The organism is Mycobacterium sp. (genome assembly GCF_035623875.1).
GTDB lineage: Bacteria > Actinomycetota > Actinomycetes > Mycobacteriales > Mycobacteriaceae > Mycobacterium.
Genome location: NZ_DASPSP010000302.1, coordinates 1 through 16309, shown reverse-complemented (window position 1 = coordinate 16309; position 16309 = coordinate 1). Strand labels below are relative to the sequence as shown.

Here is a 16309-nt window from a genome sequence, read left to right as displayed (position 1 = left end):
GATTCAAAAGCGACGATGGACTTCACGCCGGACCCGGCGCAGCAGGCCGTTGCTGACGTCATCACGTCAGTACTGGACCGGGACAACACCTGGGAAGCGTTGGTAGCGGGCGGGGTGACCGCGCTGCCGGTGCCCGAGCGGCTGGGCGGCGACGGCGTCGGCCTGCCCGAGATCGGGACCGCGCTGACCGAGATCGGTCGCCACGGCTTGGTCGGTCCGGCGCTGGCCACCCTCGGTTTCGGTGCGACGCCGCTGCTGGACTTGGCCTCCGATGATCAGCAGGACCGCTACCTCGGCGGCCTGGCCAAGGGCTCGCAGCTGACCGCGGCACTCAACGAACCCGGCACGGCGCTGCCGGAGCGGCCGGCGACAACCTTCGTGCACAGTCGTCTGTCCGGCACCAAAGTCGCTGTCGGGTATGCCGAGAATGCAGAGCGGATGATCGTCACTGCCGACAGCGCCGTCGTCGTGGTGTCACCCAAGACCGAGGGCGTGCACCTTGCCAAGACGCCGACTTCCAACGGATCCGACGAGTACGTGGTTACGTTCTCCGATGTCGCCGTGGCTGAACAGGATGTGCTGGTCGGCGCGACGACTCAGCGGGTGAATCAGCTCGCGCTGGCCGCGATCGGTGCCTATGCGGCCGGCCTCGTCGCCGGCGCATTGCGGTTGACGGCCGACTACGTGGCCAACAGGCACCAGTTCGGCAAGCCCCTGTCCACCTTCCAAACCGTGGCCGCGCAGCTCGCCGAGGTCTACATCGCCTCGCGGACCATCGATTTAGCGTCGACATCGGTGATCTGGCGACTGTCCGAAGGGCGCGACACCACCGACGATCTCGACGTCCTCGGCTACTGGATCACCTCGCAGGCGCCGCCGGTGATGCAGATATGCCATCATCTTCATGGCGGGATGGGCATGGACATCACCTATCCCATGCACAGGTACTACTCCACGATTAAAGACCTGACCCGGCTGTTGGGCGGGCCTTCTCATCGTCTCGACCTGGTGGGAGCGCAATGTTCATCGAACTAACGCCGGAGCAGCGACATCTGCAAGCCGAGCTACGGCAATACTTTTCGAACCTCATCTCGGCCGACGAGATGAAGGCGATGGGGGAGGACCGCCACAACGCCGCCTACCGCGCGGTGATCCGGCGGATGGGTCAGGACGGCAAGCTCGGTGTCGGATGGCCAAAAGAGTTCGGTGGCCTCGGCTTTGGTCCGATCGAGCAGCAGATCTTCGTCAACGAGGCCCATCGGGCCGACGTGCCGTTGCCGGCGGTGACGCTGCAGACGGTAGGGCCCACCCTGCAGGTGTTCGGTAGCGAAATGCAGAAGAAGAAGTTCCTGCCGGCGATCCTGGCCGGTGAAGTGCACTTCGCGATCGGCTACACCGAGCCGGAGGCGGGAACCGACCTGGCGTCGTTGCGGACCACTGCCATACGTCACGGCGACGAGTACATCGTCAACGGCCAGAAGATCTTCACCACCGGCGCGCATGACGCCGACTACATCTGGTTGGCGTGCCGCACTGACCCGGAAGCTGTCAAGCACAAAGGCATTTCGATCCTCATCGTCGACACCAAGGATCCCGGCTACTCGTGGACACCGATCATCTTGTCCGACGGCGCCCATCACACCAACGCCACGTACTACAACGACGTGCGGGTGCCGGCCGACATGCTGGTCGGCGAGGAGAACGGCGGATGGCGGCTGATCACGACCCAGCTCAACAACGAGCGGGTGATGCTCGGTCCCGCCGGGCGGGTGGCCGGGATTTACGACCGGGTACGCGCGTGGGCGTCAAAGCCGGGTGGTGATGGCGTCACTCCGATTGATCACGACGACGTCAAACGCGCGCTGGGTGAGATCTATGCGATGTGGCGGATCAACGAGCTGCTGAATTGGCAGGTGGCCGCCGCCGGCGAGGACATCAACGTGGCAGATGCCGCATCGACAAAAGTCTTTGGCACGGAACGAATTCAGTACATCGGCCGACTCGCTGAGGAGATCGTCGGTAAGTACGGTAACCCCGCCGAGTCGGACACCGCCGAGTTGCTCGACTGGCTCGACTCGCAAACCAAACGCAACCTCGTCATCACCTTCGGCGGCGGCGTCAACGAAGTGATGCGCGAGATGATCGCGGCATCGGGCCTCAAGGTTCCCCGGGTACCGCGATGACCGACATTCACGAAGCCGTCGCGGAGATCAAAGCGGCCGGCGCTGCCAAGCCGCGCGCAGCGCGCGATCCGGTGAACCAGCCGACAATCAACAACTGGGTGGAAGCGATCGGCGACAGCAACCCGATCTACGTGGACGAATCAGCGGCCCGCGCCGCAGGGCACCCGGGAATTGTCGCCCCACCGGCCATGATTCAGGTGTGGACGATGTTCGGTCTGGGGGGAGAACGTCCGACCGACGACCCGATGGGCCCCATCATGAAGCTGTTCGACGACGCCGGCTACGTCGGTGTGGTCGCGACCAACTGCGAGCAGACCTATCACCGCTACCTGCAGCCCGGCGAGGAGGTCAGCATCACCTCCGAGATGGGCGATGTGGTCGGGCCCAAGCAGACCGGGCTGGGTGAAGGCTGGTTTGTCAACCAGCACATCATCTGGCGGGTGGGTGACGAGGACGTCGCCGAAATGAACTGGCGCATACTCAAATTCAAGCCGCGCGAATCCGAGCAGTCACCGGCTGCTGTGCCCGCGGACCTGGATCCCGATGCCATGATGCGCCCTTCGGTGTCTCGGGACACCGCGTTCTTCTGGGAGGGCGTCAGGGCGCACGAGTTGCGGATTCAGCGGCTGCCCGACGGCAGCTTGCAACACCCGCCAGTGCCGGCCATCTGGCAGGACAAAGCCGAACCCATCGATTACGTTGTAGCCGGCGGGACGGGGACGGTGTTCAGCTTCGTGGTGCACCACGCTCCGAAAGTGCCCGGCCGCACACTGCCATTCGTCATCGCACTCGTCGAGCTGGAAGAGGGGGTGCGGATGCTCGGTGAGCTGCGCAACGTCGATCCTGCCAAGGTGAAGATCGAAATGCCGGTTCGCGCAACCTATATCGACTTTCCGGCCGGTGACAGCGGGCCGGAGTGGACCCTCTACGCCTGGGAGCCGGACGCATGAGCGCCCCGACGATAGAGGTCGGCGCCAAGCTGCCCGAGCTCAAGCTGTACGGCGATCCCACGTTCATCATCTCGACGGCTCTGGCCACCCGGGACTTTCAAGATGTGCACCACGACCGCGACAAGGCGCAGGCCAAAGGTTCGAAAGACATCTTCGTCAATATCCTCACCGACACCGGGTTGGTAGAGCGGTATGTCACCGACTGGGCCGGACCGTCGGCGCTGATCAAGTCGATCGGGCTGCGGCTGGGTGTGCCGTGGTACGCCTACGACACGGTGACATTCTCCGGTGAAGTGACCGCGGTGGAGGACGGCCTGATCACGGTAAAAGTCGTGGGCAGCAACAGCCTTGGCGACCACGTCATCGCAACCACCACGGTCACGATCGGGAACGCTTAATGTTGTCGGGTAAGGCTGCCATCGTCGGCATTGGTGCCACCGACTTCTCCAAAGACTCCGGTCGCAGCGAGCTACGGTTGGCCGCCGAGGCCGTCCGCGACGCGCTCGACGATGCGGGCCTGACGCCTGCTGACGTCGACGGGCTCACCACCTTCACGATGGACACCAATAAGGAGATCGCCGTCGCGCGGGCCGCGGGTATCGGCCAGCTGAAGTTCTTCGCCCAGACCCACTACGGCGGCGGTGCCGCGTGCGCGACCGTCCAGCATGCGGCGATGGCGGTGGCGACCGGCGTGGCCGACGTCGTCGTTGCGTACCGGGCGTTCAACGAGCGGTCTGGCATGCGGTTCGGCCAGGTGCAGACCCGGTTGGTGGGAGATGCCAGCGCCCAGGCCGATTCGACTTCTGCGGACAATTCGTTTTCCTATCCGCACGGGCTTTCCACACCGGCGGCGCAGGTGGCGATGATCGCTCAGCGGTACATGCATTGGTCAGGTGCTACCAGTCGGGACTTCGGTGTCATCTCGGTGGCTGATCGCAAGCATGCCGCAAAGAACCCGAAGGCCTACTTCTACGAGAAGCCGATAACCATTGAGGACCATCAGAATTCGCGGTGGATCGCCGAGCCGCTGCGTCTGCTGGATTGCTGTCAGGAAACCGATGGCGCGGTGGCGATCGTGGTGACGTCGACTGAGCGGGCAAAGGACCTCAAGCACCGGCCGGCGGTCATCGAGGCGGCTGCTCAAGGCTCGAGCCCCGACCAGTACACGATGGTCAGCTACTACCGACCCGAACTCGGCCTGCCTGAGATGGGACTGGTAGGTCAGCAGCTGTGGCAGCAGTCCGGGCTGTCGCCGACCGATATCCAGACCGCGGTGCTCTACGACCACTTCACCCCGTTCACGCTGATTCAGTTGGAGGAGTTGGGATTCTGTGGCAAGGGCGAAGCCAAGGACTTCATCGCCGACGATGCCGTCGAAGTGGGCGGCCGGCTGCCTATCAACACCCACGGCGGGCAACTCGGCGAGGCCTACATCCACGGTATGAACGGCATCGCCGAGGGAGTTCGCCAACTGCGGGGCACGTCGGTGAACCCGGTGCCCGACGTCGAGCATGTGCTGGTCACCGCCGGCACCGGCGTGCCGACCTCGGGCCTGATCCTGGGCTAGTTCAACTGGTTACCAATCCGGCGAGGGGCCCGAACAGCCCAAGGATGGGATCGATGAGGTCCTGTTGGATGTTAGGTCCCACGGCGGTCTCTCAGAAAACAAGTCCCTAGGCTATGCCGGAACCAGCTCCACCCCGGTGAGCACAACGGCGTTGTCGCGGGCGGGCGCGACGACGCTGGCCAGCAGCCGGCCGTCTTCCTTCCAGACGGCGGCCTTCAGGGTCTCGCCCGGGTAGGCCACGCCGGTGAAGCGTGCGCCGTAGGACGCGACGGCCGCGACGTCGGCGTCGAGTAATGCGTCGACGAGCGCCTTGCAGGTCATGCCGTAGGTGCACAAGCCATGCAGGATGGGCCGCGGAAACCCTGCGGCAGAGGCGAATTCGGGGTCGGAGTGCAGCGGATTGCGATCGCCACAGAGCCGGTATAACAGCGCCTGCTGCGGCAGCAGGGGTATATCGAGCTCGAGATCCGGCGCCCGGTCCGGCGCGGCAGCAGTCGTTGACGGCCCGCGCTCGCCACCGAATCCGCCTTCGCCGCGGGCGAAGATCGACCGCCGCTGTGTCCACAGCAGGGTCCCGTCGGGTGCGGTCGCTGTGGTTTCGGACCAGATCACCGCGGCCTTGCCCTTGTCCCAGATATCGGTGAACCGGGTGACGGCCTTGGCGGCCCCCGAGGGAGGCAGCGGCGCCGGCGCGGTCACCTGCTCGCTGGCATGTAAAACCTTGCTCAGCTCGATGTCGATGCCGGGGAATCGCACGGTCGGCGGCTTGGTGGCGTGAAAGGTGGCTGCGACGTTGGCGAACGTCGGCAGCACCTGCGGGGTATCGTCGACCAGGTAGCGCAGCTCACGTGGGTCCATCGGGTCGGCGCCCGCACCCAATCCCAGGTGGTAGAGCTGCACATCGCTACTGCTCCAAGCGAATTCGATCGGATCGAGCTCGGCGGCCAATGCCACTTCCGGATTGATCGGCATGTCAGTTCGCTCCTGCAAGATGCAGAGCGGCCACGTAGCCGAAGGTCATCGCAGGGCCGATGGTGCCGCCCGGACCGGGATACGTGTGTCCCATCACCGGCGCGCTGACATTGCCCGCCGCATAGAGGCCTTCGATGACGCTGCCGTCGTCGCGCAGTGCTCGGCCATGCTTGTCAGTGCGGATGCCGCCCTTGGTGCCCAGGTCGCCGGGCACCATCTTAACGGCGAAATACGGCGGGTGACTGATCTCGCCGAGGTTGGGGTTCGGCTTGTTGGTCGGGTCGCCGTAGTACCTGTCGTAGGCGCTCTCGCCGCGGTGATAGTCGGCGTCGACACCCGAGCGGGCAAAGCCGTTGAAACGCTCAACCGTCGCGGTGAACTCGTCTACCGGCAGGCCGGTCTTGGTGGCCAGCTCCTCGAGCGTATCGGCCTGGACGATCACGCCGGAGTCCAGCCATTTGCCTGGAATACGTTGTCCCGGCTGCAATCCGGCGAAGATGTAGCGGTTGCGGTATCGCTGATCGAACACCAGCCACGCCGGAATGTTCTCACCCGGACCCGGACCCTGGCCGTACTCGCCGCCGTACATGTGGTGGCACGCCTCGACGTAGGGCATGGATTCGTTCATGAATCGCTGGGCGGACATGTTGACGATGATGGAGCCGGGCGAGTTGCGCTCGGACAATGCGAACCACGGTGCGCCCACCAGCGGGACCGTCGGCCCCCACCACGCGTCCTCCATGATCTCCAGTGCTGCGCCGAGCTTTTCGGCGGCCAGAATGCCATCGCCGGTGTTGGCTTTCGCGCCGACTGTCCATTCGGTGGTGATCGGTGCGCGCTGGTACTTCACTCGCATTTGCTCGTTGTGTTCGAATCCACCGGAGCCGAGAATCACGCCTTTTCGGGCCCGGATCAGTTGCGGCTCGCCGGATTCGGGTGTCTCGGTACCACGCACGTAGACGCCGCGGACCGCACCGTCCTCGACGTACAGGTCGGTCAGGGCGGTGTTGAGCTGTACCGGGACGCCGGCTTTGCGCAGCCCGATCCGTAGCGGCGCGATGAGCGCGCGTCCCATGCCGACGAGGTTCTTGCCGGTAGCCTTTGCCCACATGGTGCGCGTGCCCACCTTCAGGCTGCGCAGCACGCCTCTGGGATGCCGCTTGAGCTGGTTCAGCCGCACGTAGTCCTGTTGCATCACAACGACATTGAGCGGGACCTTGCCGTATGGGGGTTCAAGCCCGGGCAGGTCGGGGCCGAGCTTGTTGACGTTGAACGGCTTCGGCTCGATGGAACGGCCCCCCGGGCGGCCACCCGGGGCCTCCGGGTAGTAGTCGGAATACGCGGGCACCCAGCACATCTTCAGCGGCGTGTGCTTCAGCACGAACGACAGCATTTCTGGCCCGCGTTGGAGGTAGGTGTCGATGCGGTCCGGCTCGACGATGTCGCCGATGATGCCGTGCAGATAGGTGCGCGCCGCTTCCGCCGTGTCCTTGACGCCGTCGCGCTTGAGGACCTCGTTGTTGGGAATCCACACGCCGCCGCCCGACCGCGCAGTGGAACCGCCGTAGTGGGCAGCCTTCTCGATGACTATTGTCGAAAGACCCCGGTGGGCGGCCGCGAGGGCAGCAACCATGCCCGCGCCGCCGCTCCCGACCACGACGACGTCGAACTCCTGAGCTGTCATGTAGAACACGTTATAGAATTGCCGGGGCCGGGCGCTACTGCCCCGGTCACACGAACAAGGGGACTTCGGTTAAATGATCCCGCTAGCCACCCGTGATGTGCTGGCCGCCGATCTGGCGCAGGCCGAGCGGAGCCGCCAGCCGATCGCGCCGTTGACGGCTGCGCACCCCGAGATCGACGTCGTCGACGCCTACGAGATCCAGCTGATCAACATCCGTCAGCGGGTCGCCGAGGGCGCTCGGGTGGTGGGGCACAAGGTTGGCCTCTCGTCGCTGGCGATGCAGCAGATGATGGGCGTCGACGAGCCGGATTACGGGCATCTGCTCAACGACATGCAGGTATTCGAAAACAAGCCGGTCACCGCGGCGAATTACCTCTATCCGCGGGTGGAGGTCGAGGTCGGTTTCATCCTGGCTCACGACCTGCCGGGCGCAAACTGCACCGAGGACGACGTGCTCAAGGCCACTGAGGCTTTTGTGCCGTCCATCGAGCTGATCGACACCAGAATCACCGATTGGAAGATCGCGTTGTGCGACACCATCGCCGACAACGCCTCCTCGGCGGGGTTTGTGCTCGGTTCGGGGCGGGTGGCGCCAGCCGACATCGACATCACCGCGATCGACGCGGTGCTGACCCGCAACGGCGAGGTGGTGGCCAAGGGCCGCAGTGATGCCGTGTTGGGTAATCCGGTGAAGGCGGTGGCGTGGCTGTCCCGCAAGGTGGAAAGCTTTGGGGTACGGCTGCGGGCCGGCGATATCGTCTTACCGGGCTCGTGTACGCGGGCCATCGACGCCCGACCCGGCGACGACTTCGTCGCCGAGTTTGCCGGCCTCGGATCCGTCCGGTTGTCTTTCAAGTAAAGGGAGCGTCAATGCCGTCAAAGGCAAGTGTTGCGATTGTCGGGTCGGGAAATATCAGCACCGACCTGCTGTACAAACTGCGGCGCTCGGAGTGGCTCGAACCGCGCTGGATGGTGGGCATCGACCCGGAGAGTGAAGGCCTGGCACGCGCGCGCAAGCTGGGTCTGGAGACCACCCACGAGGGGGTCGACTGGCTGCTCGCCCAGTCCGAGAAACCCGATCTGGTGTTCGAGGCGACCAGCGCCTACGTGCACCGCGATGCGGCCCCGAAGTACGAGGCGGCGGGCATCCGGGCCATCGACTTGACGCCGGCCGCGGTCGGTCCGGCCGTGATTCCGCCGGCGAACCTGCGTGAGCACCTCGACGTGCCCAACGTCAACATGATCACCTGCGGCGGACAGGCGACCATCCCGATCGTCTATGCGGTGTCGCGGGTGGTGGAGGTGCCTTACGCCGAGATTGTGGCGTCGGTGGCTTCAGCCTCAGCGGGGCCGGGCACCAGGGCCAACATCGACGAGTTCACCAAGACCACCAGCAAGGGCGTGGCGACCATCGGCGGCGCCAAGCGCGGCAAGGCGATCATCATCCTCAACCCGGCCGACCCGCCGATGATCATGCGCGACACCATCTTCTGCGCCATCCCCGAGGACGCCGACCGCGATGCGATAGCCAAATCGATCCATGACGTCGTCGCCGAGGTGCAGACCTATGTGCCGGGATACCGGCTGCTCAACGAGCCGCAGTTCGACGAGCCGTCGATCAACTCCGGCGGCCAAGCCCTAGTCACCACGTTCGTCGAGGTCGAAGGTGCCGGGGATTACCTGCCCCCGTATGCGGGCAATCTCGACATCATGACCGCCGCGGCCACCAAGGTGGGCGAGGAGATCGCCAAGGAATCCCTGTCCGCGACAGCGGGAGGAGCGCAGGCATGAGTCGCGCCATCGACGATGCAGTGGGGGCACCCCCAGCCGCGCAGCGGCGAGGGGGACGAAGCGATGAGGAGGAGTGGCGCCAATGACTACCGACATCTTCTTCAACCCGATCTGGGATGTCCGGATGACCGACACGTCGCTGCGGGACGGCTCGCACCACAAGCGTCACCAGTTCACCAAGGACGAGGTCGGCGCCATCGTGGCCGCGCTGGACAGCGCGGGTGTGCCGGTCATCGAGGTCACGCACGGTGACGGGCTGGGTGGCTCGAGCTTCAACTACGGGTTCTCCAAGACGCCCGAGCAGGAACTGATCAAGCTGGCCGCGCAGACCGCCAAAGAGGCCAAGATTGCCTTCCTGATGCTGCCCGGGGTGGGCACCAAGGAGGACATCAAGGAGGCCCAGAACAACGGCGGGTCGATCTGCCGGATCGCCACCCACTGCACCGAGGCCGACGTGTCGATTCAGCACTTCGGCCTGGCGCGCGAGCTGGGGCTGGAAACCGTCGGGTTCCTGATGATGGCGCACACGATTGCGCCGGAGAAACTGGCCGCGCAGGCGCGCATCATGGCCGACGCCGGCTGCCAGTGCGTCTACGTGGTCGACTCGGCCGGTGCGCTGGTCCTCGACGGGGTAGCCGATCGGGTGTCCGCGCTGGTCGCCGAACTCGGCGACGACGCCCAGGTCGGCTTCCACGGCCACGAGAACCTCGGCCTGGGCGTGGCCAACTCGGTGGAGGCCGTGCGGGCGGGTGCCAAGCAGATCGACGGCTCCTGCCGCCGCTTCGGCGCCGGCGCGGGCAACGCGCCCGTCGAGGCGCTGATCGGGGTGTTCGACAAGATCGGCGTCAAGACCGGCATCGACTTCTTTGATATCGCCGACGCCGCCGAGGACGTCGTGCGACCCGCCATGCCGGCCGAATGCCTGCTCGACCGCAACGCCCTGATTATGGGGTACTCCGGGGTGTACTCCAGCTTCCTCAAACACGCCGTTCGCCAGGCTGAGCGCTACGACGTCCCGGCACACCAGCTGTTGCACCGGGCCGGCCAGCGCAAACTCATCGGCGGTCAGGAAGACCAGCTCATCGACATTGCGCTGGAGATCAAGCGCGAACAGGCGGCGAGCGGGCAGCGAGCCGTCGCACACTAGCCTCACAGCTTCAGCAAAGGCAGCGGTAACGCTGTCGCGGGTAGTCTCGATTAGTACATCGAAGCAAAATTCGGTGCCCTAAGGAGCAACCCGATGACCATGACTTCCCGAACCCCATGGTCCCTGCGCCGCGGACTGTACGGTTTGCTCGCCGGTGGCCTGCTGAGTGCCGCCGCCTCGACGCTGATCGCGTTGCCTGTGGCGAACGCCCAATGCGATCAGACCGTGGGCAATTCCATCGACTCGTACCTACAGCGGCATCCCGACCTGCACCAGCAGCTGCAGGCCGCGTCGCAGGCGGAGGGTGGCAACGGCAACGTCATCGATTACCTGAATCGGCATCCGGACGTGCGGCAGCATCTGATCGACCTGTCGCAGCAGTGCGCGCCGTAGCCGGAGAGTGAGCGAGCCTCGTCCGTAAGTGCCCGCGCCAACACGCGGGAATGTTCGCCCATTGACGAAAATTAGAACACGTTCTAGCGTCAACACGTGTCCTCTCCTCTCGTCTCCAAGCCGCTGGTCTCCGCGATCGCCGAGGCCGAAGAACTGGTCGCCGCCGCACCGCATATCGAGACCGAAGCCGACCTGCTGGAGGGGCTGCAGTACCTGGCCGGTTGCGTGGCCGGCTGCACGCACATGGTGTTCGACTACGAGCGTGATCACCCGATGCTGCTGTCGGGTACCGGGCCGTTCACCAAGATGGGCCTGGACAACCCGGACACCCTCTACTTCGGCTGCCGGGTCCAACCAGACCACGATTACCTCGTCACCGGCATCCGCGGCACCACCACCGACCTGAGCTTCCAGTTGCTCGGCGGTGAGTACACCGACGACAACGTGCCCGCCAGCCAGGCTGCGTTCGACGACCGCGAGCTCGAGATCGCCGCGGACGGCAGCTTCCAATGGCAGGTGCGACCGACCAGCCCCGCCCAGCTGGTGATCCGCGAGGTCTACGGCGACTGGTCGGCGCAGCGCGGCACGCTGGCCATTTCCAGGTTGGACACCGCGGGCACCGCGCCGCCCCCGCTGACCCGCACAGCGATCGAAAAGCGTTACGCCACAGCGGGAAAGCAACTGGTGAACCGCGTGAAGACATGGTTGCAGTTTCCGCAGTGGTTCTATCTAGACATTCCGGTCAACACGATGGTCGCGCCCCGGTTGACGCCGGGCGGACTGGCCACCCAGTACTCGTCGGTCGGACACTTCGACTTGCGACCGGATCAAGCGCTGGTGATCACGATCCCGGTCTCCGATGCTCCCTACCTCGGGTTCCAGCTGGGCAGCATGTGGTACATCTCGCTGGACTACATCAACCACCAGACATCGCTGAACAACACTCAGGCCCAAGCGGATCCGGACGGCAAGTTCCGTATCGTCGTCGCTGACCAGAATCCGGGAGTGACGAACTGGGTCGAGACGCTGGGCCATCGACGCGGCTTCCTGCAGTTCCGCTGGCAGCGGGTCTCCCGACAGCTCGCCGAGGCCGATGGCCCCACCGTCGAGCTGGTCGACGTCGATGCGGTTCCCGCGTCGCTGCCGCACTTCGAGCACAACAAAATTTCCGAAGACGACTGGCGGGCGCGAATTGCGTTGCGCCAACGACAAATTGCAGCAAGGATGCTGGGATGACGAAGATGCTCGACGGTAAAGTAGTCGTGATCAGCGGAGTGGGTCCGGGTCTCGGCACCACTCTGGCTCACCGGTGCACCCGTGCGGGCGCCGACCTGGTGCTGGCTGCGCGCACCCCCGAACGCCTCGACGACGTCGCCAAGCAGATCGCCGACGCCGGAGGCCGGGCAGTGACGGTGCCCACCGACATCACCGACGATGATCAGGTGAGCAACCTCGTCGACGCGACCATGGAGGCCTACGGCAAGGTCGACGTGCTGATCAACAACGCGTTCCGGGTGCCGTCGATGAAGCCGTTGGCCGGCACGACATTTCAGCACATCCGCGATGCGATCGAACTGAGCGCGCTCGGGGCGCTGCGACTCATCCAGGGCTTCACGCCGCCGCTGGCCGAGTCGCACGGCTCGGTCGTCAACGTCAACTCCATGGTGATCCGGCACTCGCAGGCGAAATACGGCGCCTATAAGATGGCGAAGTCCGCGCTGCTGTCCATGTCGCAGTCGCTGGCCACCGAGCTGGGCGAGAAGGGTATCCGCGTCAATTCGGTTGCGCCCGGCTATATCTGGGGTGACACTTTACAAGCCTACTTCAACCATCAGGCCGGCAAGTACGGCACCACAGCCGAGCAGATCTACCAGACCACCGCGGCGAACTCTGACCTCAAACGGCTGCCCACCGAGGACGAGGTGGCGTCGGCGATTCTGTTCATGGCCAGCGATCTGTCCAGCGGCATCACCGGGCAGACGCTCGACGTCAACTGCGGCGAGTACCACACCTGATGGCCGCCGCCGACGACGATGCAGAGCACAGCGATGAGGTGGGGGCACGCCCCCTCGCCGCTTCGCGGCTGGGGGTACCCCCACCCGCTTGCCGGGGAGAGGCGGCGTAATGACCCAACGCACCGACATCGCAACTGTCGACGAGCTGCACGCCTCGGCCACTAAGCTGACCGGGCTGGACGACTTCGGCGCCGACGACGACAACTACCGCGAAGCGCTGGGCGTGCTGCTGGACGCTTACCAGCGGGAAGCCGGTCTTACCGTGTTGGGCAGCAAGATGAACCGCTTCTTCCTGCGCGGCGCGCTGGTGGCCAGGCTGCTATCCGAATCCGCGTGGAAGCAATACCCGCAACATGCCGATGTCGCCATCAAGCGGCCGATCTTTGTCACCGGGCTGGTGCGCACCGGCACCACGGCGCTGCACCGGCTGCTCGGCGCCGATCCGGCCCATCAGGGCCTGCACATGTGGCTGGCCGAGTTCCCGCAGCCGCGTCCGCCGCGCGACACCTGGGAATCCAACCCGCTGTATCGCCAACTCGACGCGCAGTTCACCCAACACCATCAGGACAACCCCGGCTACACCGGCCTGCATTTCATGGCCGCATACGAACTGGAGGAATGCTGGCAGCTGCTGCGGCAGTCGCTGCACTCGGTGTCCTACGAGACGCTTGCCCACCTGCCCAGCTATTCAAAGTGGTTGTCGCAGCAGGACTGGACGCCGGCATATCGGCGGCACCGCAAGAACCTTCAGCTGATCGGACTCAACGACACCGACAAGCGGTGGGTGCTGAAGAACCCCAGTCATTTGTTCGCGCTGGACGCGCTGATGTCGACCTATCCCGATGCGCTCGTCATCCAGACGCATCGACCCGTCGAGACGATCATGGCCTCGATGTGCTCTCTGGCGCAGCACACCGCCGAAGGGTGGTCGACGAGCTTCGGCGGCGATCAGATCGGCGCTGACGCAATGGAAACCTGGTCGCGCGGTCTGCAGCGGTTCAACACCGCACGTGCCAAATACGATCCGGCTCAGTTCTACGACGTCGACTACCGGGGATTGATCACCGACCCGATCGGCACCGTGGCTGACATCTACCGCCATTTCGGTATCCCGCTGACCGACGAGGCCCGGCAGGGCATGGAACAGAGCCATCTCGACAGCCAATCCGGCGAGCGTGCGCCCAAACACTCATATTCGCTTGCCGACTACGGGCTGACCGCCGAAGAGGTCAAGGAGCGTTTCGCCGGGCTGTAGCTAGCCGTCGCCGGCGGGAGGGGCGGTGGACACCGCCTCTAAATAGCCCTCGGCAACGGCATGTTCGATGCTGTCGGTCAGTTTCGGGCAGGCGCGCGTGCGCGCGCTGTCCTCACCGGACGCGCGTAGTTCGGCGAAGTAAGCGCAGCGTTGCGACGCCTCGGTATTCCACTGCACCGCCGTATGCCCCGGTCCCAGCCGCTTGACGTTGACCGTGGCATGGCAGAAACGGCAGTCCACCGGCTGCAAACCCGACGTCAGGTAACGCGTGCGGTCAGTCTGGGTGGCCGCACGCACCGCAGCGGCGCGCTCCGAATCACCGGCGAAAGCCGGTGCCTTAGACCAAGATCCGCCGCGCCTCCCACCGGCCGGTACCGGATCGTCATGGCCGTGATCACCATGCAACTCCAGCATCAACCGAGCCAGCCGGTCGACGTCGGGCAGCTCATCGCCTTGGTTCATATGCGCCGCTCCTCTCCCCCTCGCCGCTCCGCGGCTGGGTGGCGCCCCCACATCGCTGGCGCTCTGCATCGTCGCCGGCGCGGGCTCATGTCGCCGGCTGCTCCGCCTTTGCTTCTTCTTCAGCGGCTTGCCGTTCCAAATTCTCCTCGACCTCGACGTGCCACTTCTCGTTGGCGATGGTGGTATCCACCTCGATCTCGAAGCGGTCGGTCATGTCCGGCGTGACGTCGGCGACGTCGACGTAGAACTGCTGATACCAGCGTCGCATCTGGTAGACGGCGCCGTCCTCCTCGACCAGCAGCGGATTGTCGATGCGGGTCTTGTGTTTCCAGATCTCGACGTCCTGCAGAAAGCCCTTGCTGACGCCCTCGGTGAAGACTTTGGAGAGCTTATCCGTCATCGCTTCGTCCATGCCCTTGGGCTTTTCGACGATGACGCCCCACTGCAACACAAACGAATCCTGGGTCACCGGGTAGTGGCAGTTGATCAGGATCGACTCGGCCTTGTAGTCGCCGTACTTGTTGTGCAGCCAGTTGATCATGAACGACGGGCCGAAATACGACGCCTCCGAATCCAGGTGCGCCTCACCGTAAGACGTGCCCATATCGTTGACGTCGGGCCGCCCGACATTGTGCAGATATTGCGAGGCGATGTGGCCCTCGAAGACGTTCTTGAAGTACGTCGGCAGACCGAAGTGGATGTAGAAGAAGTGCGCCATGTCGGTGACGTTGTCGATGATGTCGCGGCAGTTGGAGCCTTCGATCAGGATCGAGTTCCACCGCCATTCGGTCCACTCGTCGCTGATCGCCTCGGGAATCTCCGGAATCCGCACCTCGAGCTGCGGCAGGTTGCCCTCGTGGTCGTGCCAGACGAACAGCAGACCGCCGCGCACGTCGGTGGTCCAGGAGCGGGTGCGGGCCAGTCGTGGCGTGCGCTTGGCGTACGGCACCAGTTTGCATTTGCCGTCACCGCCCCAGCGCCAGTCGTGGAACGGGCAGGCGACTTCGTCGCCCTTGACGGTGCCCTGCGCGAGGTTGCCACCCATGTGCCGGCAGTAGCCGTCGAGGACATGTACGTCGCCGTGCGAGTCGGCGAACACCACGAGGTGGGTGCCGAACGCCTCGATCCCGTGCGGCTCGCCGTCCAGGTAATCTTTGACCGGGCCAAGGCAGTGCCAGCCGCGGGCATAGCGGTCGGGCAGGGTGCCGGCGTCGATCTCGCGAATACCGGCAATATCGGTAGCCATGACGCCTCCAACTTCGTCAGCTTCTAACTAGAACACGTTACAGTTTTACTACCGGGTCGCGCAACGAAGGCTGCCTTTAGCGCCGGTTAATCGGGTCAAGACGCCGCGGTACCCGGCCTGCGGTATATGTGAACGATGCCGCTGTTTTCCTTCGAAGGGCGATCGCCGAAGATCGATCCCACTGCCTTCGTGGCACCGACCGCCACCCTGATCGGCGATGTCACGATCGAGGCCGGCGCTTCGGTGTGGTTCAACACCGTGCTGCGCGCCGACTATGCGCCCGTCATCGTGCGCGAGGGGGCCAATGTGCAGGACGGATCGGTGCTGCATGGGCCGCCCGGCATCCCGGTCGATATTGGCCCGGGAGCAACGGTGGCGCACATGTGCGTCATCCACGGGGTCCATGTCGGAGCCGAGGCGCTGATCGCGAACCATGCCACCGTCCTCGACGGCGCGGTGATCGGTTCGCGCAGCATGGTCGCGGCCGGCGCATTAGTGGTCGGTGGCACCAAGATTCCCGACGAGGTTTTGGTGGTCGGGGCGCCGGCCACGATCAAGGGCCCGATCGCGGGCACGGGCGCCGAGATGTGGGTGAATGTCAACCCGAAGGCCTATCAGGACCTGGCCCAGCGCTATCTGACCGG

General features: G+C 64.8%; 17 protein-coding genes. 13 read left to right on the top strand and 4 right to left on the bottom strand.

The window, feature by feature from the left end; all coding sequences use genetic code 11:
* Positions 1-15: 15 nt before the first annotated feature.
* From VEI45_RS24195 to VEI45_RS24175, 5 genes are read left to right on the top strand one after another with little or no spacing between them, the layout of a single operon-like run.
* Entirely contained in the window at positions 16-1035 is a 1020-nt protein-coding gene (locus VEI45_RS24195; RefSeq protein ID WP_324857073.1) for an acyl-CoA dehydrogenase family protein, read from the top strand.
* Positions 1020-2183 carry an acyl-CoA dehydrogenase FadE29 gene (gene fadE29 / locus VEI45_RS24190; protein WP_324857048.1) on the top strand — a complete coding sequence of 388 codons (1164 nt, stop codon included), beginning with the start codon at positions 1020-1022 and terminating at the stop codon, positions 2181-2183. Before VEI45_RS24195 ends, fadE29 begins: the two co-directional genes overlap by 16 nt.
* Positions 2180-3133, top strand: a complete 954-nt coding sequence (locus VEI45_RS24185) for a bifunctional MaoC family dehydratase N-terminal/OB-fold nucleic acid binding domain-containing protein (protein ID WP_324857047.1) — start codon at positions 2180-2182, stop codon at positions 3131-3133. Before fadE29 ends, VEI45_RS24185 begins: the two co-directional genes overlap by 4 nt.
* A complete protein-coding gene (locus tag VEI45_RS24180) occupies positions 3130-3531 on the top strand; it encodes a MaoC family dehydratase (RefSeq protein ID WP_324857046.1) in 402 nt (133 codons plus the stop codon). The genes VEI45_RS24185 and VEI45_RS24180 overlap by 4 nt, the downstream gene beginning before the upstream one ends.
* The gene (locus tag VEI45_RS24175; protein WP_324857045.1) at positions 3531-4700 is read left to right on the top strand and encodes a lipid-transfer protein; all 1170 of its coding nucleotides are present in this window, start codon (positions 3531-3533) and stop codon (positions 4698-4700) included. Before VEI45_RS24180 ends, VEI45_RS24175 begins: the two co-directional genes overlap by 1 nt.
* A 111-nt stretch (positions 4701-4811) precedes the next feature.
* Here the strand turns inward: VEI45_RS24175 and VEI45_RS24170 are convergent, their stop codons facing one another.
* On the bottom strand, positions 4812-5672 hold the full coding sequence (locus VEI45_RS24170) for a MaoC family dehydratase (protein ID WP_324857044.1): 861 nt from the start codon (positions 5670-5672) through the stop codon (positions 4812-4814).
* A gap of 1 nt (position 5673) precedes the next feature.
* Complete coding sequence (gene kstD, locus VEI45_RS24165; RefSeq protein ID WP_324857043.1) at positions 5674-7356, bottom strand: 3-oxosteroid 1-dehydrogenase; 1683 nt, start codon at positions 7354-7356, stop codon at positions 5674-5676.
* 73 nt (positions 7357-7429) lie between these two features.
* Here kstD and VEI45_RS24160 point away from each other — a divergent pair, with 73 nt between their 5' ends.
* The 7 genes from VEI45_RS24160 to VEI45_RS24130 all read left to right on the top strand — a co-directional run bounded on the left by VEI45_RS24160 (position 7430) and on the right by VEI45_RS24130 (position 13957).
* Entirely contained in the window at positions 7430-8215 is a 786-nt protein-coding gene (locus tag VEI45_RS24160) for a 2-keto-4-pentenoate hydratase (protein WP_324857042.1), read from the top strand.
* A gap of 11 nt (positions 8216-8226) precedes the next feature.
* Positions 8227-9147 (top strand): acetaldehyde dehydrogenase (acetylating), encoded by a 921-nt coding sequence (locus VEI45_RS24155; protein ID WP_324857041.1) that lies wholly within the window; start codon positions 8227-8229, stop codon positions 9145-9147.
* A gap of 82 nt (positions 9148-9229) precedes the next feature.
* Positions 9230-10294 carry a 4-hydroxy-2-oxovalerate aldolase gene (gene dmpG / locus VEI45_RS24150; protein ID WP_324857040.1) on the top strand — a complete coding sequence of 355 codons (1065 nt, stop codon included), beginning with the start codon at positions 9230-9232 and terminating at the stop codon, positions 10292-10294.
* A 99-nt stretch (positions 10295-10393) separates the two neighbouring features.
* A complete protein-coding gene (locus VEI45_RS24145; RefSeq protein ID WP_414687578.1) occupies positions 10394-10687 on the top strand; it encodes a hypothetical protein in 294 nt (97 codons plus the stop codon).
* A gap of 96 nt (positions 10688-10783) precedes the next feature.
* Positions 10784-11923 (top strand): hypothetical protein, encoded by a 1140-nt coding sequence (locus VEI45_RS24140; RefSeq protein ID WP_324857038.1) that lies wholly within the window; start codon positions 10784-10786, stop codon positions 11921-11923.
* Entirely contained in the window at positions 11920-12702 is a 783-nt protein-coding gene (locus tag VEI45_RS24135; RefSeq protein ID WP_324857037.1) for an SDR family oxidoreductase, read from the top strand. The genes VEI45_RS24140 and VEI45_RS24135 overlap by 4 nt, the downstream gene beginning before the upstream one ends.
* Positions 12703-12811: 109 nt before the next feature.
* Positions 12812-13957, top strand: coding sequence for a sulfotransferase (locus tag VEI45_RS24130; RefSeq protein ID WP_324857036.1), 1146 nt, complete (start codon positions 12812-12814; stop codon positions 13955-13957).
* Here VEI45_RS24130 and VEI45_RS24125 read toward each other — a convergent pair whose 3' ends face one another.
* Both VEI45_RS24125 and VEI45_RS24120 read right to left on the bottom strand, forming a co-directional pair.
* Complete coding sequence (locus VEI45_RS24125) at positions 13958-14419, bottom strand: hypothetical protein (protein ID WP_324857035.1); 462 nt, start codon at positions 14417-14419, stop codon at positions 13958-13960.
* Positions 14420-14504: 85 nt separating this feature from the next.
* Entirely contained in the window at positions 14505-15665 is a 1161-nt protein-coding gene (locus VEI45_RS24120) for a Rieske 2Fe-2S domain-containing protein (protein ID WP_324857034.1), read from the bottom strand.
* A gap of 135 nt (positions 15666-15800) precedes the next feature.
* On the opposite strand from VEI45_RS24120, the gene VEI45_RS24115 reads away from it, so the two are divergent.
* Positions 15801-16309: gamma carbonic anhydrase family protein (locus VEI45_RS24115; RefSeq protein ID WP_324857033.1), on the top strand; the 509-nt coding region annotated here is incomplete at its 3' end.